This is a genomic window from Clostridium sp. (assembly GCF_030532265.1).
In the GTDB taxonomy this organism is placed as follows: Bacteria; Bacillota; Clostridia; order Clostridiales; family Clostridiaceae; genus Clostridium.
On sequence record NZ_JAUNLM010000007.1, the window covers coordinates 46,690 to 65,231 of the forward strand.

At 26.0% G+C, this 18,542-nt stretch carries 15 protein-coding genes; 12 read left to right on the forward strand and 3 right to left on the reverse strand.

Annotated features, from left to right (window positions below):
- Nucleotides 1–6 precede the first annotated feature (6 nt).
- The gene (locus Q4E08_RS03240; RefSeq protein ID WP_303128342.1) at nucleotides 7–681 is read right to left on the reverse strand and encodes a metal ABC transporter ATP-binding protein; all 675 of its coding nucleotides are present in this window, start codon (nucleotides 679–681) and stop codon (nucleotides 7–9) included.
- Between the two features lie 72 nt (nucleotides 682–753).
- Complete coding sequence (locus Q4E08_RS03245) at nucleotides 754–1,131, reverse strand: hypothetical protein (protein ID WP_303128348.1); 378 nt, start codon at nucleotides 1,129–1,131, stop codon at nucleotides 754–756.
- A gap of 158 nt (nucleotides 1,132–1,289) precedes the next feature.
- Between Q4E08_RS03245 and Q4E08_RS03250 the strand changes: the two genes are divergently transcribed.
- The 4 genes from Q4E08_RS03250 to Q4E08_RS03265 all read left to right on the forward strand — a co-directional run bounded on the left by Q4E08_RS03250 (nucleotide 1,290) and on the right by Q4E08_RS03265 (nucleotide 5,277).
- Entirely contained in the window at nucleotides 1,290–1,694 is a 405-nt protein-coding gene (locus Q4E08_RS03250) for a DUF6762 family protein (protein ID WP_303128352.1), read from the forward strand.
- 99 nt (nucleotides 1,695–1,793) lie between these two features.
- On the forward strand, nucleotides 1,794–3,590 hold the full coding sequence (gene pepF / locus Q4E08_RS03255) for an oligoendopeptidase F (RefSeq protein WP_303128355.1): 1,797 nt from the start codon (nucleotides 1,794–1,796) through the stop codon (nucleotides 3,588–3,590).
- Nucleotides 3,591–3,689: 99 nt separating this feature from the next.
- Nucleotides 3,690–4,658, forward strand: a complete 969-nt coding sequence (locus Q4E08_RS03260; RefSeq protein WP_303128357.1) for a rhomboid family intramembrane serine protease — start codon at nucleotides 3,690–3,692, stop codon at nucleotides 4,656–4,658.
- Nucleotides 4,659–4,674: 16 nt separating this feature from the next.
- Nucleotides 4,675–5,277, forward strand: a complete 603-nt coding sequence (locus Q4E08_RS03265; protein ID WP_303128359.1) for a hypothetical protein — start codon at nucleotides 4,675–4,677, stop codon at nucleotides 5,275–5,277.
- 30 nt (nucleotides 5,278–5,307) lie between these two features.
- Here the strand turns inward: Q4E08_RS03265 and uvsE are convergent, their stop codons facing one another.
- Nucleotides 5,308–6,546 (reverse strand): UV DNA damage repair endonuclease UvsE, encoded by a 1,239-nt coding sequence (uvsE, locus tag Q4E08_RS03270; RefSeq protein WP_303128362.1) that lies wholly within the window; start codon nucleotides 6,544–6,546, stop codon nucleotides 5,308–5,310.
- Between the two features lie 161 nt (nucleotides 6,547–6,707).
- Here uvsE and gdhA point away from each other — a divergent pair, with 161 nt between their 5' ends.
- The 8 genes from gdhA to recJ all read left to right on the forward strand — a co-directional run.
- A complete protein-coding gene (gdhA, locus tag Q4E08_RS03275) occupies nucleotides 6,708–8,054 on the forward strand; it encodes an NADP-specific glutamate dehydrogenase (RefSeq protein WP_303128364.1) in 1,347 nt (448 codons plus the stop codon).
- Between the two features lie 226 nt (nucleotides 8,055–8,280).
- Nucleotides 8,281–9,669 (forward strand): glycosyltransferase family 2 protein, encoded by a 1,389-nt coding sequence (locus Q4E08_RS03280; protein ID WP_303128367.1) that lies wholly within the window; start codon nucleotides 8,281–8,283, stop codon nucleotides 9,667–9,669.
- Between the two features lie 211 nt (nucleotides 9,670–9,880).
- Nucleotides 9,881–10,378 carry a thiol peroxidase gene (gene tpx / locus Q4E08_RS03285; protein WP_303128369.1) on the forward strand — a complete coding sequence of 166 codons (498 nt, stop codon included), beginning with the start codon at nucleotides 9,881–9,883 and terminating at the stop codon, nucleotides 10,376–10,378.
- 116 nt (nucleotides 10,379–10,494) lie between these two features.
- Complete coding sequence (mnmH, locus tag Q4E08_RS03290; protein ID WP_303128372.1) at nucleotides 10,495–11,532, forward strand: tRNA 2-selenouridine(34) synthase MnmH; 1,038 nt, start codon at nucleotides 10,495–10,497, stop codon at nucleotides 11,530–11,532.
- A gap of 13 nt (nucleotides 11,533–11,545) precedes the next feature.
- Nucleotides 11,546–13,495 (forward strand): type IIA DNA topoisomerase subunit B, encoded by a 1,950-nt coding sequence (locus tag Q4E08_RS03295; RefSeq protein WP_303128374.1) that lies wholly within the window; start codon nucleotides 11,546–11,548, stop codon nucleotides 13,493–13,495.
- 20 nt (nucleotides 13,496–13,515) lie between these two features.
- A complete protein-coding gene (locus Q4E08_RS03300; protein ID WP_303128377.1) occupies nucleotides 13,516–16,422 on the forward strand; it encodes a DNA topoisomerase IV subunit A in 2,907 nt (968 codons plus the stop codon).
- A gap of 28 nt (nucleotides 16,423–16,450) precedes the next feature.
- Nucleotides 16,451–16,996 (forward strand): DJ-1 family glyoxalase III, encoded by a 546-nt coding sequence (locus Q4E08_RS03305; RefSeq protein ID WP_303128379.1) that lies wholly within the window; start codon nucleotides 16,451–16,453, stop codon nucleotides 16,994–16,996.
- A 14-nt stretch (nucleotides 16,997–17,010) separates the two neighbouring features.
- On the forward strand, nucleotides 17,011–18,542 hold a 1,532-nt coding region (recJ, locus tag Q4E08_RS03310), incomplete at its 3' end, for a single-stranded-DNA-specific exonuclease RecJ (protein ID WP_303128382.1).

Genomic DNA, 18,542 nt, shown 5'->3' on the forward strand with positions numbered 1-18,542 from the left:
TTTCTATTATAGATTTAAAATTTTTTTGTCAAATGAAGCTCTATGCTTTAAATAGTCTTCTTTAGTATATAAAGTTGGAAAGCCATTTATTACTTCAAGTATATGAGTTGAATATTTTAAAGCCATATCAATATTATGTTCTACTGAAATTATAGTTTTACCGTTTTCTGTATTTAATTTATGAAGTAAAGAATAGATTGATGATTGATTTTTATAATCAACTCCTGTTGATGGTTCATCTAAAATAATAAGTTCAGGATTTCCCATAAGAGCTCTAGCAATAAAAATTCTTTGTTGTTGACCACCTGATAAACTTCCTATTAATTTATTTGTAAATTCTATCATATTAACTTTATCTAGAACTTTTTTAATTTCATTTTTGTTACATACTCCAATTGATTTACCATGAGTTTTTAATATTTCGTATACAGAAATAGGGAATTGAGAGTTAAAGCTTTCTAATTTTTGAGGAACATAAGCTATTCCTTTAGCATTAACATCTATAGTTCCAGAGGTTGGCTTTAAAAGACCTAATATAAGTTTTAATAAAGTAGTTTTTGCACTACCATTTTCTCCAACTATCGAAAGATAAACACCCTTAGGTATTTTTAAATTAACATTATCTATAAGATAAGGAGGTTTATTTGTATATGAAAATGTAAGATTATTTATATCAATCATATTATCATCTCCTAAAAAATAATTACTCCTTATTATACACTTTTGTGCAAATGATTTGCAAGTTTAATAGGGTTATTTTAATAAATATGAGTTTTCTAATTTCCAGTGATTATTAGAGTATTTTAAATGGCACTCAACCTTCAGAGATTCATGTGGTTTATTTTTTGATAGGCCTGAAATCTCAACAACAGCAGAATTTCCATCTGAAAATTTAAGTTTCATAGTTTGAACTCTTAGTAATGCATTGTCAATATTAGATGTCATAATATATTCAACAGCAGAAGAAATATCTTGACACTTTATATAGGCATATACTTTTTTTGTAGTAAATACAGTAATTAAAGAAATTGATAAAATTAAAATAAAAAATGTTCTTCTTCTTTTTTGCATACGTATATATTTTTCTCTTCTAGTAAGTCTTCTATTTCTTTTTATTTTAGCTTTTCCCATAATATCTCCCCCAAAAATACCTTATAATAAAATATTACCATATTTTACCATAAAGTAAATATGTAAAGAATATTATATTAAATTATTTCATAAATTAGTAAGTATGGTTTATAATAAAAACAAATAATAAATTAGGCAGAATAGAAAGGATGTAAACTATGGATTTTTCAAGTTTAGTTTTAATGGAAAAAGATAAAGAAACAGGTTTTATAAAGAAGGAGTTAGGAAGCTATAGTGTAGATGAAAGTGCTTTATTTGTAAAAAAGTTTTTTTTAGAAGGTGAAGAAATTAATCTTTATTTTGATACTAATAAAGATGTTGAAGAATGGGAATATTCAGCTATATATGATTTGTTTAATAAAGATGTTTTTGAGGAAAAGGGATATAAAGTAGAAGAAGATTTAGATGAATATAATCCTACATTTATTTTAAAATTTGATTATGTAGATGACCATAATAAAATGCAAGATAAAGTTAATGAAATTTTATCTTTAATTTCAAATGAAATGGAAGCTGTATTTAACAATATAAAAGGAAAAGAAGAAGAATATAAAGAAGATTAGAATTTTTTTTAAAACATATAATAAAATTAGTGCTAAAACATAACGGGTGAAGCTCAAAATATAGCTTCACCTATTAATATAATAAAAGGAGGAAAGAGAATGGCAAATGATATATTAAAAAATAGAAGCGAAATAAAAGAAGAAGATAAATGGCAAATAGAAAAAATATATAATTCAAAAGAAAAATGGGAAGATGAGTTTGAATTTTTAAAAAAGGAAGCACCAAAACTTAAAGAATTTAATGGAAAATTAAATAATCCTAAAAATATTGTAGATTATTTAAAAGAAACAGAAAAATTTTCAAGACTTGCAGAAAAATTATATGTATATGCCCATTTAAAAAGTGATGAAGATACTACAAATAATGAAAATCAAGCTAGAATGAGTAAAATTGATAGTTATATGGCTGAATTTTCAAGTTATACAGCATATTTTGTTCCAGAAATACTTTCACTTGGAGAAGAGTATATTAAATCAGCTATGGAAACAGAAGATGAGCTTAAAAAATATAAATTTATATTTGAAAGCATTTTAAGTGAAAAAGATCATGTTTTAAATAAAGAAATGGAAGAACTTATGGCTAAAGTATCAGATTGTTTAGATGCTCCAAGTTCAATTCAAAATATATTAAGTAATGCAGATATGACTTTTCCAGAAATAGAGGATGAAAACAAAAAACTTATAGAGCTTACAGAAGGAAACTACTCTGGTTTTATAAAATCTAAAGATAGAAAAGTTAGAGAAGAAGCATTTAAAGCATTATTTGGTTCATATAATAAATTAAAAAATACTTTTGCAACAACTCTTACATCATCAATAAAAAATTTCTATTTTAATGCTAAAGTAAGAAATTATAAATCATGCTTAGAAGCCTCACTTAAACCTAATAATATACCTGTAGAAGTATATAAAGAGGCTGTTAACACTATAAATAAACATTTAGGATCTCTTCATAAATATGTGTCCTTAAAGAAAAAGATGCTTGGTCTTGATGAAATGCATATGTATGATTTATATGTTCCAGTTATTGAGATAGAAAAGGAGCATATAGAATTTGATGAAGGTGTAAAAATTGCAAAAGAGGGTTTAAATCCACTTGGAGAAGAATATCTTCATATATTTGAAGAAGGAATTAATTCAGGATGGATAGATAAATATCAAAATAAAGGTAAAAGAGGGGGAGCATATTCTTGGGGTTCATATGATACAATGCCTTATGTACTTCTTAACTATAATTTTGAATTAAATGATGTATCTACATTGGTACATGAAATGGGTCATTCAATACATTCATATTATTCAAGAAAGACTCAACCTTATTTTTATGCAGGATACACTTTATTTTGTGCAGAAGTAGCTTCAACAACAAATGAAGCATTACTTATACACTATTTAATAGAAAAAGAAACTGATAGAAATAAAAAATTATATTTAATAAATCAAGAGCTTGAGCAAATAAGAACTACAGTATTTAGACAATTAATGTTTGCAGAATTTGAGTTATTTTCTCATGAAAGTATAGAAAGTGGAAATCCACTTACAGCTTCTGAATACTCAAATAAATGGCATGAATTAAATAAAAAATATTTTGGTGATGATATAATAATTGATGAAGAAATTGATATTGAATGGGCTAGAATACCACATTTTTATTCAGATTTTTATGTATATCAATATGCAACAGGATATGCAGCAGCATCAGCATTTGCAAATTCAATATTAAATAAAGAGGAAAATGCAGTAAATAGATATATAGAATTCTTAAAAAGTGGAGGAAAAGATTATCCTATAAATTTACTTAAAAATGCTGGTGTAGATATGACAACATCAAAACCTTTAGAAGCTACAATAAATAGATTTAACGAATTATTAGAAATGTTAGAAAAAACTTTATAATATTAACAAGAGGCAATCTAAAATATATTTTATTAGATTGCCTTATTATATAATAATCTTTTATAATGGTAATATTATGAATGTACTTTAGGAGGAGATATGAAAAATTTAAAAAATAAAATTTATTCTTTTCTTGCTAATACACAAGGATTTTATATGAATCAATATTATAGTAATTTTCATAATGATAACTTATGGATTGCATTAAAAGATGTTGAAGGTGGTATTTATGCTGTAATAATATCAAAAGATTCAGAAGAAGATATAGATTATGATGAAGCATATAATTATTTAAAAACTTTAGGAAAAAATTTTTTGTTAAATATTTTAGTATTGGTTAATGATAATTATATAAACTCATATAAAAATAAATATAGCAAGATTGTATACAATACTATTACTAAAGAGGTTTTATTTTGTAGTGAAAGTGCTATTCCTCTTAAAGAATGTATTAATATTATAGATAAAGAAAATGATATAAATAAAAGAGTTAAAATATTTAAAGAATATCCTGTTACAATGATACTTATATTAATTAATGTAATTATCTTTATAATAACAGCTATATTATCAAAAAGTATTATTGATATAAATACTATTGTTTTAGTTGAATGTGGAGCAAAAGTAAATTATTTAATAAATAAAGGACAGATTTTTAGACTTTTAACAGCAGCATTTCTACATGGAGGAATAATGCATATATTATTTAATATGTATTCTTTATATATAGTAGGTACAGTTGTTGAAAAGATATATGGTTGGAAGAAATACATTAGTATTTATATATTATCAGCATTAACATCAAGTATTTTAAGTTATATGTTAGCACCTATGACTATATCAGTTGGGGCATCAGGAGCTATATTTGGTATTTTAGGAGCTTTCTTATATTTTGCAATTAAAGAAAGAAAACATCTTCAAAGAGGTACTTTAGGAAATATTATAGCAGTTATAGTTTTAAATCTTTATATTGGATTTACATCAACAAGTATAGATAATTTAGGTCATATAGGCGGATTTTTAGGAGGATTTATACTGTCAATATTCTTATATAAAGATAGAGATTAGAAAGGAGAGTAATAAGATGAAAAAGTTAAGCTATGATAGTATAATAACTTATGGATTTATTGTTTTAGTAGCAATAACAGGTATCTGGGATTTTATATATAGAGGTGGAGTAAAATTTCCTAGAATATTACTTATAATTGCTACAGTTATTGGGGTTAAATTACTATTTAAATTTACTTTCTTAAAAAAATGTAAAATGCTTTATGTTTGTGTTATTATTTTTATATTCTTTTCAATGTATCTAGCTAATGTATTAGATTTTTATTCTATAAATGGCTATGATAAAATACTTCACTTTGCATCAGGCTTTCTAATAGGTATATTTGGATTTGCACTTTATGTATTTTTATTTGGAATAAAAAATAAAAATGCAAAAAGTATAGCTGTTGTAATATTTACTATTATGTTTTCTATTGCATCAGCAGGAGCGTGGGAGATATGGGAGTTTACTACAGATCAATTATTTGGACTTATGGCACAAAATGGGTTACATGATACTATGTATGATATAATACTTGGTAGTTTAAGTGGGATAATAGTATCAATTCCGATTTACTTATATACAAAAGGAAAGAAATTTAAAATTTTAGATAAAATAGTAAAGGAAATAGAAGATTAAAAGTAGGAGTTTTTTCTCCTACTTTTTTGTTTAAATATAAAAATAATACATAGAAATCATATTATATAAATTTTTCTTTTGGCATAATTTATATAAATAATTTTTTCCTTTTATAAAGTCCTTATTTTGTATTAATTTATTAAAATGATTTATTTCAAAGTTAGATAATAAAGGCTCTAATTTAAAATATATTTCTTTCAATGCTAATATATAAGTATCTTCATTTGAAGTTTTATAATAAAGGCTTTCTATAAATGAATAGAATTTATTAAATCCATAAGTATTTAATAAGTATTCTCCTTTTTCATAAGCAAATTTATCTTTTTCTTTTAAATAAAATTCATAAGCGTTTAGTTCATTTTTTATATCTAATATATTAGTTAATTTATTATATTCTTTGAATAAATTAATAGCTTTTATTGCAGAAAAATCTTTATCTTTAACTTCTAGCATTATATCTATATCAAAATTTTGAGTTTCTAAAATATAATCTAATATTTTTTGAGAAGTTATAGTAAAAGAATGAGAACCTTGTTTTTTATTAATATCTTGTTCGCTGTAATGAACTTTTATATTTCCATCAGTACATTTCCAAGAGTGTTTTATTTTACTTAAAATTGAGCATGGATTTTCATAAAATCCCTTAAAGCAATAATTATGCAAATTATCATAAACTATTGGTATAGAACATTTTTCACTAATATATATTAAATCATCAATACTATAGTTTTTTTCATCATTTTCTATAACTAATCTATTTTTTATATTTAAAGGAAGAGAGTTGTAAGTATTTATAAAGTTATTTATTGCTGTGGGCTTATCATTATATATACCACCAATATGCAAAATTATTTTATGTTTATTATCTAAGTCAAAACTATCTAGAAATTTAGTATGATATTCTAAATCTTTTATAGATTTTTTTACTGTATCAGAGTTATTGCTATTTATTACTGTGTATTGACCAGGATGCATAGAAACTCTTATATTATTTTTTTTAATAAAATCACCTATAATTTTTAGTTTATCTTTAAATTCATAACTCCAATTAAAGTTGTTTATAGGATGACTGCCAAAAGGTATAATATCAGAAGCGATTCTAAATAAATATATATCATTCGATATATTATATTTTAAAATTTTTAAAAGGTCATCTAAGTTTGAATTAATTTTTTCTGTAAGTAATGTTTCATTATAGTTTTTTATTGAAAAACTTCTATTAGTTCTATTTGGTATTTTTAAAGGGATACATGCATAACCTATTTTCATAATTACTCTCCAAGCATATTTATTTTTATATATAGTTTTAGAAACTATTATAGAAAAAATTCATGAATTTAAAGGAATAATTTTTTAAAATATATAATTATATGGAAAATTATATAGAAAAGTTGTATTATATAAATAAAATATTTAAGGGGGCTTAAATTATGAATGGACAAAAATATGTAGAAAATGTATTAGAATTAGTAAAGCAAAGAAACTATGGTGAAAACGAATTTATAGATGCAGTAACAGAGGTATTAAATTCTTTAGTTCCTGTATTAGATAAAAATCCAGAGTTTATTAAAAATGGAATATTAGAAAGAATTGTAGAACCAGAAAGACAAATTTTCTTTAGAGTACCTTGGGTTGATGATGAAGGAAATGTTAGAGTTAACAGAGGGTTTAGAATTCAATTTAATAGTGCAATAGGACCATACAAGGGAGGACTTAGATTCCATCCATCAGTAAATCAAAGTATAATAAAGTTTTTAGGTTTTGAGCAAATATTTAAAAATTCACTTACAGGATTACCAATAGGTGGTGGCAAGGGTGGATCAGATTTTGATCCAAAAGGAAAGTCTGATATGGAAGTCATGAGATTTTGTCAAAGCTTTATGTCAGAACTTTGTAGACATATAGGCAGCGATATAGATGTACCAGCTGGAGATATTGGAGTTGGAGCAAGAGAAATAGGATACATGTATGGATATTATAAAAAAATAAGAAATTTAAGTGAGCAAGGTGTATTAACAGGAAAAGGCTTAACTTACGGTGGAAGTCTTGGAAGAAAAGAAGCTACAGGTTATGGATTAGTATATTTTGTAGATGAAATGCTAAGAGATAAAGGAGATAGTTTTAAAAATAAAAGTGTTGTAATATCAGGCTCAGGAAATGTTGCTATATATGCATCAGAAATGGTAAAAGAATTAGGTGGAAAAGTTGTTGCACTTAGTGATTCAAATGGATACATATATGATGAAAATGGAATTAATTTAGATGTTGTAAAAGAAATAAAAGAAGTTAAAAGAGGTAGAATAAAAGAATATATAGATTATGTTAAAACTGCAAAATATGAAGAAGGTCACAGAAATATATGGAAAATAAAATGTGATATAGCTCTTCCATGTGCAACGCAAGGAGAAATAAATAAAGAGTCAGCAGAAATACTTGTTAAAAATGGAGTATTGTTAGTTGCAGAAGGAGCTAATATGCCATCAAGTTTGGAAGCTATAGAAGTATTTCAAAATAATAATGTAATGTTTGGACCTGCTAAAGCAGCAAATGCTGGAGGGGTTGCATGTTCAGCTCTTGAAATGTCACAAAATAGTATGAGATTATCATGGACTAAAGATGAAGTTATAGAAAAACTTAAAGACATTATGAGAAATATATATATAAACTCAAGGGATGCAGCTAAGGAGTATGGAGAAGAAGGAAATTTATTAATGGGAGCAAATATAGCAGGATTTTTAAAAGTTGCTGAAGCAATGGTTTCACAAGGAATAGTATAATATATGTAAGAATAGGTTTAGTAAATTCTAAGCCTATTTTTTATAATTATAAGAAAGTCAAACATAAATTTATAAAATGGAAAATTAACTATAAATTCTTAAATAAATTTAATTTTTATATACTTGATTTTTATGTTATATTGAATTATATTTAAAAGGATGTATTTTAGAGAAAATAGAAAAATGAATGGGGAAGAATTTCCATTTGTCATTAGGAGTGAATTTAATGGGAAAGATAATTTATGCCGTAACAGCAATTTTTCAATTCTTAGTATTTTTCATAACTATGTATTATTTAGTATTGGCTTTCTTTGGGCTATACAGAAAAAAAGAAAAGAAAAATTATACGCCAACTAAAAAGTTTGCTATGATTGTAGCGGCACATAATGAAGAAGTAGTTATAGGCAAACTTATTGATAGTATGCAAAAACTAAATTATCCAAAAGAATTATATGATGTTTTTGTAATTGCTGATAACTGTACAGATAAAACTGCGGAAATATCAAGAAAACATGGTGCAAATGTTTTTGAACGTTTTAATAAAGACAAGAGAGGTAAAGGATACGCTCTTGAGTGGATGTTTGATAAACTTTTTAAAATGGATGATAAATATGACGCTATATGTATATTTGATGCAGATAATCTAGTTCATGAAGACTTTTTAAAAGAAATAAACTCAAAGATGTTAGAAGGATATAAAGTTGTACAAGGATATATAGATAGTAAAAATCCAAATGACTCTTGGATTGCAACTTCATATTCAATAGCATTCTGGTCACAAAATAGAATGTTCCAATTATCAAGAAATAATGTTGGATTATCAAATCAATTAGGTGGTACTGGATTTGCTATAGATACAAATATGTTACAAAAATTAGGATGGGGTGCAACATGCCTTACAGAAGATTTAGAGTTTACTTGTAAACTTGTATCTCATGGAGAGAAGGTTGGTTGGGCACATGATGCAAGAATATTTGATGAAAAACCATTAACTTTGAAGCAATCATGGTCACAAAGAAAAAGATGGATGCAAGGGTTTGCTGATGTATCATCAAGATATTTCTTTAAATTAATAAAAGAATCTATTAAAAAGAGAAAATGGTATATGTTTGATTGTGCACTTTATGTATTACAACCATTTGTAACACTTTTATTAGCAGCATCAGCTATACTTACATTAATTCAAGGTAATTTTGGAACATCAGATATATTTGTAATAAGTAATGTATTTAGTGATATTGGATGGAAAGTATTTATAATTTGTCAATTCTTAGTAACACCTTTAGTTTTAAAATTAGAGAAAAAAGTTTCAATGGGATTCTTTGCGATAATATTTATATATTCAATGAATGTATTCATATTACCAATATTATCAAGCATGTTAGATGGCCAGTTTGCCTTTTGGATTGTAACTGCATTATTTAATTTAATTATGCTTATAATTACATTTATTGCTTTAGGAAAAAGTGGTTTAATATTATTTATAAGATTCCTACTATATGGATTGTATACTTTAACTTGGATTCCAATTACAATTCAAGGTATACTAAATAAAAATAATAAAGAATGGAGCCATACTAAACACGTAAGAAATGTTGAGATATGCGATTTATAAAAAGATTTAAGGTTTTTTACCTTAAATCTTTTTTTAATAAAATAAATAGTTTTGATAATAATAATATTGTTGTTTATAGATTTTTCAATTAATAAAATATTAAAAAAATTTATATTGAAATTATTTTGGTTAATTGTATAATATATTTATAAATAATGATTGTTAAATAAAAAGAGATATTATATAAAAATTATGAGAAGGAGAGATTTATATGAATATAAAATTAAATGGAGAAAAGGTAACATTAAGAGGAAGTGAAATTAGAGTTGGTCAAGAAGCACCAGATTTTATAGTTTCAAACGTTGAGTTAAAACCAGTTACATTAAAAGATACAAAAGGTAAAAGAGTATTTTTAACTGTTCCATCAATAGATACACCAGTATGTGATTTAGAGGTTAAAAGATTTAATAAAGAAGCAGAAAAATATAAAGATACTAAAATATATGTAGTTTCAGTAGATTTACCATTTGCTCAAGCTAGATGGTGTGGAGCTGAAGATGTTGATAATGTAATTACTTTATCAGACTACAAAGATAGAAGTTTTGGAGAAAACTATGGTGTATACATAGAAGAAGTAGGATTTTTAGCAAGAGCAGTATTTGTTGTTGATGAAGATAATAAAGTTATATATACAGAATATTGTGAAAATGTAAGTGATCATCCAAATTATGATAAAGTTTTAGAGGTTTTAGATAACTTAAGTAAATAATAAATTAATATTAACTTAAAAAAGTCGTACAAACATATGTACGACTTTTTTTCTTTTTTAATTTGATAAAAATGTGATAGAATAGAATGGTTAATAATTTGAATAGGAGTTTTGATATGTTTAACATAATAGATTACGAGAAAATAGCAGATGATAAAAATTGTATTTTTGTTGATGTTAGAAGCGAAAGTGAATTTAATAAATCAACAATAAAGGGAGCAATAAATATACCAGTTCTTTTAGATGATGAAAGGGCAGAAGTAGGTACTCTTTATGTTAGAAAGTCAGTAGAAGAAGCAAGAAGTAAAGGGATTGAATTTATTTCAAAGAGACTTCCAGAAATTTTTAATAAGATGCAAGATTTATATAAGATAAGAAATAAAAAAATTATAGTATTTTGCTCAAGGGGTGGAATGAGAAGCGGAAGTATATATTCTTTATTATATTCATTGGGTATAAAGGTATATAAATTAAGAGGTGGATACAAAGCTTATAGAAATTATATAAATGAAAACTTTGAAAAAATAAATGAAGATGTTAAATATATAGTATTACATGGCAAAACAGGAGTTGGAAAAACTGAATATTTAAAGGCTTTAAAAGAAAGAGGATATGATATTTTAGATCTTGAAGGTGCAGCTAATCATAGAGGTTCATTTTTAGGTGCAGTAGCTCTTGGTGGATGTAATTCTCAAAAAAAATTTGAAACAGAAATTTTTGAAACACTTAAAAATAGAAAAACCAACTTAGTATTTGTTGAAGGCGAAAGTAAAAGAATAGGTAATGTAATAATTCCAGATTTTATATGGAACTCAATGAATAATAATAGTATAAGAGTATGCATAGAAGATTCTATAGAAAATAGAAGTAAATTATTGATAAATGAATACATAAATGGTGAAGATAGTGTAAAAGAGCTTATTAATGCTTTAAATAATTTAAAGAAATATATAAGTGGAAAAAGAATAGACGAATATAAAAGTTTATTAGAAAAAGGAGATTATAAAACTGTATGTGAAGAACTTATGGTTAAATATTATGATCCTCTCTATTTAAATGGGTTTAAGGTAAAGGAGTTTTATGAAACTATAATTAATGAAAATAAAGAAGATACGATAAATAAATTAATTGATATATATAATAAAAATTCTTAGCATGGAGGTAATGATGGTAAAGGAAAGTAAAGTATCATATGATGTTACTGATTTAACGTCTTTAGAAAAATTAGAACCAGTAAGGATAAGACCAGGAATGTATATAGGTTCTACAGGAAGCAAGGGTTTACATCATTGCGTTTGGGAAATATTAGATAACTCTATAGATGAAATATCAAATGGTTATGGAAGTAAAGCAACTATTATTTTAAATAAAAATAAAAGTGTAACTATAATTGATGATGGAAGAGGAATACCAACAGGTATACATCCTATTAAAAAAAAGAGTGGAGTTGAGATGGTTTATACTGAACTTCATACTGGTGGTAAATTTAATAATAAAAATTACAAAACTTCAGGTGGATTACATGGAGTTGGAGCTGCTGTTGTAAATGCTCTATCTAAATGGGTAGAAGTAGAAGTTCATCAAAACGGTAATATTTATAAGCAAAGATTTGAATATGCTTATGATAAAGAACTTAAAAAAGATATGCCAGGAACTCCTGTAACTTCTTTAGAAGTCATTGGAAAATGTAAAGATACAGGTACTAAGGTTACTTTTTTGCCTGATAAAGATATATTTTCAACAACTGAATTTAAGTTTGACATAATAGATGAAAGACTTCAAGAATTAGCATTCCAAAATAAAGGAATGAAACTAGAACTTATAGATAATAGAAAAGATGAGGAAGTTAAAAAAGAATATTATTCAGAAAGAGGTCTTTTAGATTTTATAGAATATTTAAATGAAAGTAAGATACCACTTCACAAAGATCCAATATTATTTGAAGGTGATAAAGAAATTGGTGGTATATTTATGTCAGGAGAAGTTTGTATACAATTTACAGATTCAACAACTGATAATATAGCAAGTTATGTTAATAATATACCAACAACTGAAGCTGGTACTCATGAAACTGGATTTAAGACAGGTATGACTAGAGCTTTTAAAGAATGGTCTAAAAAACTTGGGCTTGTTAAAGAAAAGGATAAAGAGTTTGAGGGCGATGATTTAAGAGAAGGTATGACTGCCATAGTGAGAATAAAAGTTTCAAATCCAGTTTTTGAAGGGCAAACTAAAACTAAGCTTGGAAATGCAGAAGCATATACTATGATGAATGAACTTGCATATACTAAGCTTTCAGAATGGATAGAAGATAATAAAGATTTAGCATCTAAAATAATAAATAATGCATTATCAGCAGCTCAAAGAAGAGAGAAAATTAAAAAAATAAATGAAGCTGAAAAGAAAAAAATAGGAAAGGGAACTGCTCCACTTGCTGGTAAAGTAGCAGTTTGTACAGGAAGATCTAAAGAATACAATGAATTTATAGTTGTGGAAGGAGATTCAGCTGGAGGTTCAGTAAAGCAAGCTAGAGATAGAAGATTTCAAAGTATAATGCCATCAAAAGGTAAAATAATGAATACAGAAAAGCAAAAACTTGAAAATGTACTAGCTTCAGAAGAGTTAAAAATATTTAATACAGCTATAGGTACAGGAACTTTAGATAATTATAGTGAAGATGATTTAAAATATAACAAAATAATTATTATGAGTGATGCTGACGTAGATGGATACCATATAAGAACTTTATGGATGACTTATATATATAAATATATGAGACCATTAATTGCAAATGGTCATTTATATTTAGCTATGCCACCTCTTTATAAAGTTTATAAAAAGGTTAAAGGCAAGGAAGTAAGCAAATATGCTTATTCAGATGAAGAACTTGAAGATGTTAAAAAGGAAATAGGAAAAGGTGCTCTTATTCAAAGATATAAAGGACTTGGGGAAATGAATCCTGATCAACTATGGGATACAACTTTAAATCCAGAAACTAGAACTTTACTTCAAGTTACAATAGAAGATGCAGCAAAAGCTGAAAAAATGGTATCACTTCTTATGGGAGATATAGTTGAGCCTAGAAGAAAGTATATGTACAAATATGGAGAATTTTAAAATAGAAATGGAGTAATGTTATGGCTAAAAAAGTTAATAATATACCGATAGATAGAAATATAATAAGAGTTCCACTTGAAGAAGCTATGCCAGATAATTATTTGCCTTATGCTATAGAAGTTGCAAAAGATAGAGCACTTCCAGATGTAAGAGATGGGCTTAAACCAGTTCATAGAAGAATTCTTTATGGAGCTTATCTTTTAAAGGCATTTCCAGATAGACCTTATTATAAATCAGCAAGAATAGTTGGAGATATTTTGGGTAAATTTCATCCCCATGGGGATTCATCAGTATATGATGCTATGGTAATACTTGCGCAAAATTTTTCAACTAGAGAACCTCTAATAGATGGTCATGGTAACTGGGGTTCAATAGATGGAGATGGAGCTGCTGCTATGAGATATACAGAAGCAAGACTTGCTCCTATTGCAATGGAAATGATAAGAGATATAGATAAAGATACTGTTGATATGGTTCCAAACTATTCAGATAGTGAAATGGAACCAACGGTGCTTCCAAGTAGATATCCAAATCTTTTAGTTAATGGAACCTTTGGGATAGCGGTTGGACTTGCAACTAATATACCTCCACATAATTTAGGAGAAGTTACAGAAGGAGTATTAGCATATATTGATAATCCTGAAATAACAACAGAAGGGCTTATGGAATACATAAAAGGTCCAGACCTTCCAACTGGTGGAGTATTAATTGGTAAAAATTCATTAAAATCTGCTTATGCAACAGGTGAAGGAAAGGTAACTTGTAGAGCTAAGACATCTATAGAAACATTAGAAAATGGAAGGTTAGGTATTGTAATTACTGAATTCCCATATAGAAGAAATAAATCAAAACTTCTTCAAGTAATTTCAGAAATGACAGCTGATAAAAAGCATGCTAAAGTTTTAGAGGGAATAACAGATATAAGAGATGAATCGGATAGAAATGGGATTAGAGCCGTTATAGAATTTAAAAAAGCATTTACAGAAGTTGAAGTAGAAAAAGTTTTAAAATATTTATTTAAAAGAACAGATCTTCAATGTAATATAAGTTTTAATATGGTTGCATTAGCTAATGGAAAACCAGAAACTATGGGACTTAAGACTATAATAAGTCATTACGTTAACCATCAAAAAGAGATAGTTACTAGGAGAACTAAAAAAGAGCTTGAAATAGCGGAAAAGAGATTTCATATAGTCGAAGGTTTTATAAAAGCTATAGATATTATGGATGAAGTTATAAAAACAATTAGGGCTTCAAAATCTAAAAAAGATGCATCAGAAAATCTAATTAATAATTTTGGATTTACAGAAATACAATCTGGTGCAATACTTGAACTTATGCTTTACAGACTTACTGGTCTTGAAATAAAAGTATTTAAAAAAGAGTATGAGGAACTTTTAAAATTAATAAAAAAATTAAAGAAAATATTATCAGAAGAAAAAGAACTTTTAAAAGTAATAAAAAAAGAACTTAAAGAAGTTACTGATAAATATAAAAATGATAGAAGGACTAAAATTATAGAAGATGATAGTGAAGCAAAAATAGATGTTGAAGAACTTATAGTTATTGAAGACGTAATGGTTACATTATCAAAGGATGGATTTATAAAGAGAATCCCAACTAAAAATTATATAAGATCAAATCAAGATGTAAATCTTATTGAGTATAGAGAAGGAGATAAACTTAAGTTTTTATTTGAATCAAATACAAGAGACAACATATTACTATTTACCAATAAAGGTAATATGTATCAAATTAAAGGTATAAATATTCCGGAGGGTAAATGGAAAGATAAAGGTGAAAAGTTAGATACTTTAATTAAGACTATTAATTTAGAGGAAGAGGAAATATTATTTGTAACATCTCAAACTACATTTAGTCCTAATAAATATGTTCAATTTATAACAGATAGAGGAATAATAAAGAAAACATCATTAGATAAATTCCAAACTTCATATACTAAGCTTCAAGCTTTAAAACTTAAAAATGAAGAAAATGTTATAAATGTAATTGTATTAAATGAAGAAGAAAATAAAGAGTTCTTAAAAGTAAAAACTAAACTTGGATTAGAGTTTAATTTAGAACTTAAAGAAATAATAGAAACTCCTAGAAATGTATTAGGAAGTGAATTATTTAAACTTGTAGATAAAGATAAGGTTATAGAATGTAAATATGTAGATAAATTAGAAGTTAAAGAGTTTATAGTCGGTGTAACTAATAAAAATACTTTAAAAGTATTTTCAAGAATGAATAAAAATGATGATTTAAAAACTTATACTGATACTTTAAGTGATATATTATTATTCACAAATAAAGGTAAATCATTTAAAGTAAAATCATTTATAATAGATAGTGTTACTAAAAATGATATTGAATTAAATAAAGTAATTGATGGTTTATTAAAAGGCGAGAAAATTATTAAAATAGTTTCTTTAAAAGAATATAGTGATGATTTAGCAGTTTATGCAACTATAAATAGTGGTCTTATAAAAAAGACATTATTAAATGAGTTTAATAATAATTTTTCAGAAACTCAATATTATAAATTAAAGCATGAAGATGATGAAGTTGTATCTGTTCAAATAAGTAAAGTAAATAATGGTCAAATAGTACTTATAACTAAAAAAGGAATGGCAATTCGTTTCTTATCATCTAATATAAATACTATGGGTAAAATTGCATCAGGAGTAACTGGAATAAGTTTAAAAGAAGATGATGAAGTTATATATGCTAAAGTTATTGATATTAATAATGATGAAATAGCAATTACCACTGATTTTGATAAGACTTTTACATTAATAACATCTAATAAAGATACTAAAGAAATAAACTTAACTGATATAAAATTACAAAATAGAGCAGGTAGAGGAACTGATATTATGATAGTTTCTTTAGATGATGAAATAAAAACTATACAATATAATTAAATATTAATTTTAGAAAGGATGAGTATTTATGAAAAAAGTTTGTGTATTACTAGCAAATGGTTTTGAAGAAATTGAAGCATTAACAGTTGTTGATGTTTTAAGAAGAGCTAATATAGAATGTGAACTTGTATCAATTGAAAAAGAATATGTTACTGGAGCACATAATATAACAGTCAAAGCTGATGTTTTAATTGATGATATAAAAAATGTAGATATGTTAATACTTCCAGGTGGAATGCCAGGAGCTACTAATTTAAGAGATGATTCTAGAGTTATAAATTTAATAAAGAATTTATTAGAAAATAATAAAAAGGTTGCAGCTATATGTGCAGCTCCAATTGTTTTAGAAAAAGCTTCTGTAATAGATGGGGAATGCGTTACATCTTATCCTGGTTTCGAGAATGAATTAAAAGTAGCAAATTACAAAGAAGATTTAGTTGTTGTAAGTGGAAATATAATAACAAGTAGAGGTCCTGCAACTGCATTAGAATTTGCTTATACAATATTAAAAGAATTAGGTTCAGATAAAGCTGAAATTTTAAGAGAAGAAATGTTATATAATTTATTGAAATAAAAAGGTGAATTAGAATGAAAGAGAAGTGGCTAGTAAGAAATAAAAAATCAGAATTTCAAAATTTAGCTAAAGAATTTAATGAAAATAGTCTTATATTAAGGTTATTAGCTAATAGAGGAATTTCTGATAAAAAATCCGCTTCTCTTTTTCTTAGTGGTACAATTTCTGATATGTATGATAGCTTTTTAATGAAGGACTTAGAAAAAGGAGTTAATATAATAAAAGATGCCATAGAAAAAGGGAAGAAGATAGTAATATATGGGGACTATGACTGTGATGGAGTTTGTAGCACCGCCATACTTTATAAAGCACTTAAAAATTTAAATGCAAACTTTAATTATCATATACCTAATAGGGAAAATGAAGGTTATGGTATGAACTCAAATAGAATCAAAATTTTAAAGGATGAAGGAGCTGAAATTTTATTAACATGTGATAATGGAATATCAGCTATTGAAGAAGTTAAGTATGCAAAGGAATTAGGTTTATCAGTTGTAATAACAGATCATCATGACATACCTTTTATAGAAGAAGGTGGAATTAAAAGAAATGTTATGCCAAATGCAGATGCTGTTATAAATCCTAAAAGAGAAGATTGTAGTTATCCATTTAAAAGTCTTTGTGGGGCAGGTGTTGCATATAAATTTGTTCAAGGATTATATAAAGCTTTTAACAAAGATGAGGAAGAAATTATAGAACTTTTAGAATATGCAGCTATTGCAACAGTTTGTGATGTAGTAGATATTTTAGATGAAAATAGAATAATAGTAAAAAAAGGTTTGGAGCTTATAAATAATACAAATAAAAAAGGTATAAAAGAGCTTATAAAAGTTAAAAAACTTTCAGGTAAAGAAATATCAGAATATCATTTTGGATTTGTTATAGGGCCTTGTATAAATGCTACTGGTAGACTAGAAATTGCAGATATATCTTTAGAACTTTTAATAACAGAAGATGATGAAAGAGCTAAAGAATTAGCGATTAAACTTAATGATTTAAATGAAACTAGACAAGAATTAACAGTTGAAAGCACTGAAAAGGTAATAGAACAAATAGAAGTTACTAAAAAAGAATCAGAAAAGGTAATATTAGTATATCAAGAGGATATACATGAAAGTATTGCTGGAATAGTAGCCGGAAGAATTAGAGAGAAGTATAATCTACCTAGTATAGTTATGACTAGAGGAAAAGATATGCCAAAAGGATCAGGAAGATCCATTGAAGAATACAATATGTTTGAAGAATTGGTTAAATGCAAAGAACTTATATTTAAGTTTGGTGGTCATCCAATGGCAGCAGGTTTATCAGTTGAAGAAAAAAATATACAATTACTTAAGGAAACTTTAAATAAAAATTGTACATTGACAGAAGATGACATAATACCAAAGGTTATTATAGATTCTCCTTTATCATTAGAATATATAGATTTTAATATAATAGAAAAGATTAATGATATGAGACCTTTTGGGAAAGGAAATAATAGTCCTATATTTGCTGTAAAAGATATACTTATAAAAAGAGTAATATTTATGGGAAAAGAAAAGAA

What these genes read in the sequence shown, in the direction of transcription:
- gdhA (WP_303128364.1), top strand. Translation starts at nt 6,708, where the DNA reads ATGAATGGACAAAAATATGTAGAAAATGTATTAGAATTAGTAAAGCAA.
- Q4E08_RS03295 (WP_303128374.1), top strand. Translation starts at nt 11,546, where the DNA reads ATGGTAAAGGAAAGTAAAGTATCATATGATGTTACTGATTTAACGTCT.
- Q4E08_RS03280 (WP_303128367.1), top strand. Translation starts at nt 8,281, where the DNA reads ATGGGAAAGATAATTTATGCCGTAACAGCAATTTTTCAATTCTTAGTA.
- pepF (WP_303128355.1), top strand. Translation starts at nt 1,794, where the DNA reads ATGGCAAATGATATATTAAAAAATAGAAGCGAAATAAAAGAAGAAGAT.
- Q4E08_RS03245 (WP_303128348.1), bottom strand. Translation starts at nt 1,131, where the DNA reads ATGGGAAAAGCTAAAATAAAAAGAAATAGAAGACTTACTAGAAGAGAA.
- tpx (WP_303128369.1), top strand. Translation starts at nt 9,881, where the DNA reads ATGAATATAAAATTAAATGGAGAAAAGGTAACATTAAGAGGAAGTGAA.
- Q4E08_RS03260 (WP_303128357.1), top strand. Translation starts at nt 3,690, where the DNA reads ATGAAAAATTTAAAAAATAAAATTTATTCTTTTCTTGCTAATACACAA.
- Q4E08_RS03250 (WP_303128352.1), top strand. Translation starts at nt 1,290, where the DNA reads ATGGATTTTTCAAGTTTAGTTTTAATGGAAAAAGATAAAGAAACAGGT.
- mnmH (WP_303128372.1), top strand. Translation starts at nt 10,495, where the DNA reads ATGTTTAACATAATAGATTACGAGAAAATAGCAGATGATAAAAATTGT.
- Q4E08_RS03240 (WP_303128342.1), bottom strand. Translation starts at nt 681, where the DNA reads ATGATTGATATAAATAATCTTACATTTTCATATACAAATAAACCTCCT.
- Q4E08_RS03265 (WP_303128359.1), top strand. Translation starts at nt 4,675, where the DNA reads ATGAAAAAGTTAAGCTATGATAGTATAATAACTTATGGATTTATTGTT.
- Q4E08_RS03300 (WP_303128377.1), top strand. Translation starts at nt 13,516, where the DNA reads ATGGCTAAAAAAGTTAATAATATACCGATAGATAGAAATATAATAAGA.
- Q4E08_RS03305 (WP_303128379.1), top strand. Translation starts at nt 16,451, where the DNA reads ATGAAAAAAGTTTGTGTATTACTAGCAAATGGTTTTGAAGAAATTGAA.
- uvsE (WP_303128362.1), bottom strand. Translation starts at nt 6,546, where the DNA reads ATGAAAATAGGTTATGCATGTATCCCTTTAAAAATACCAAATAGAACT.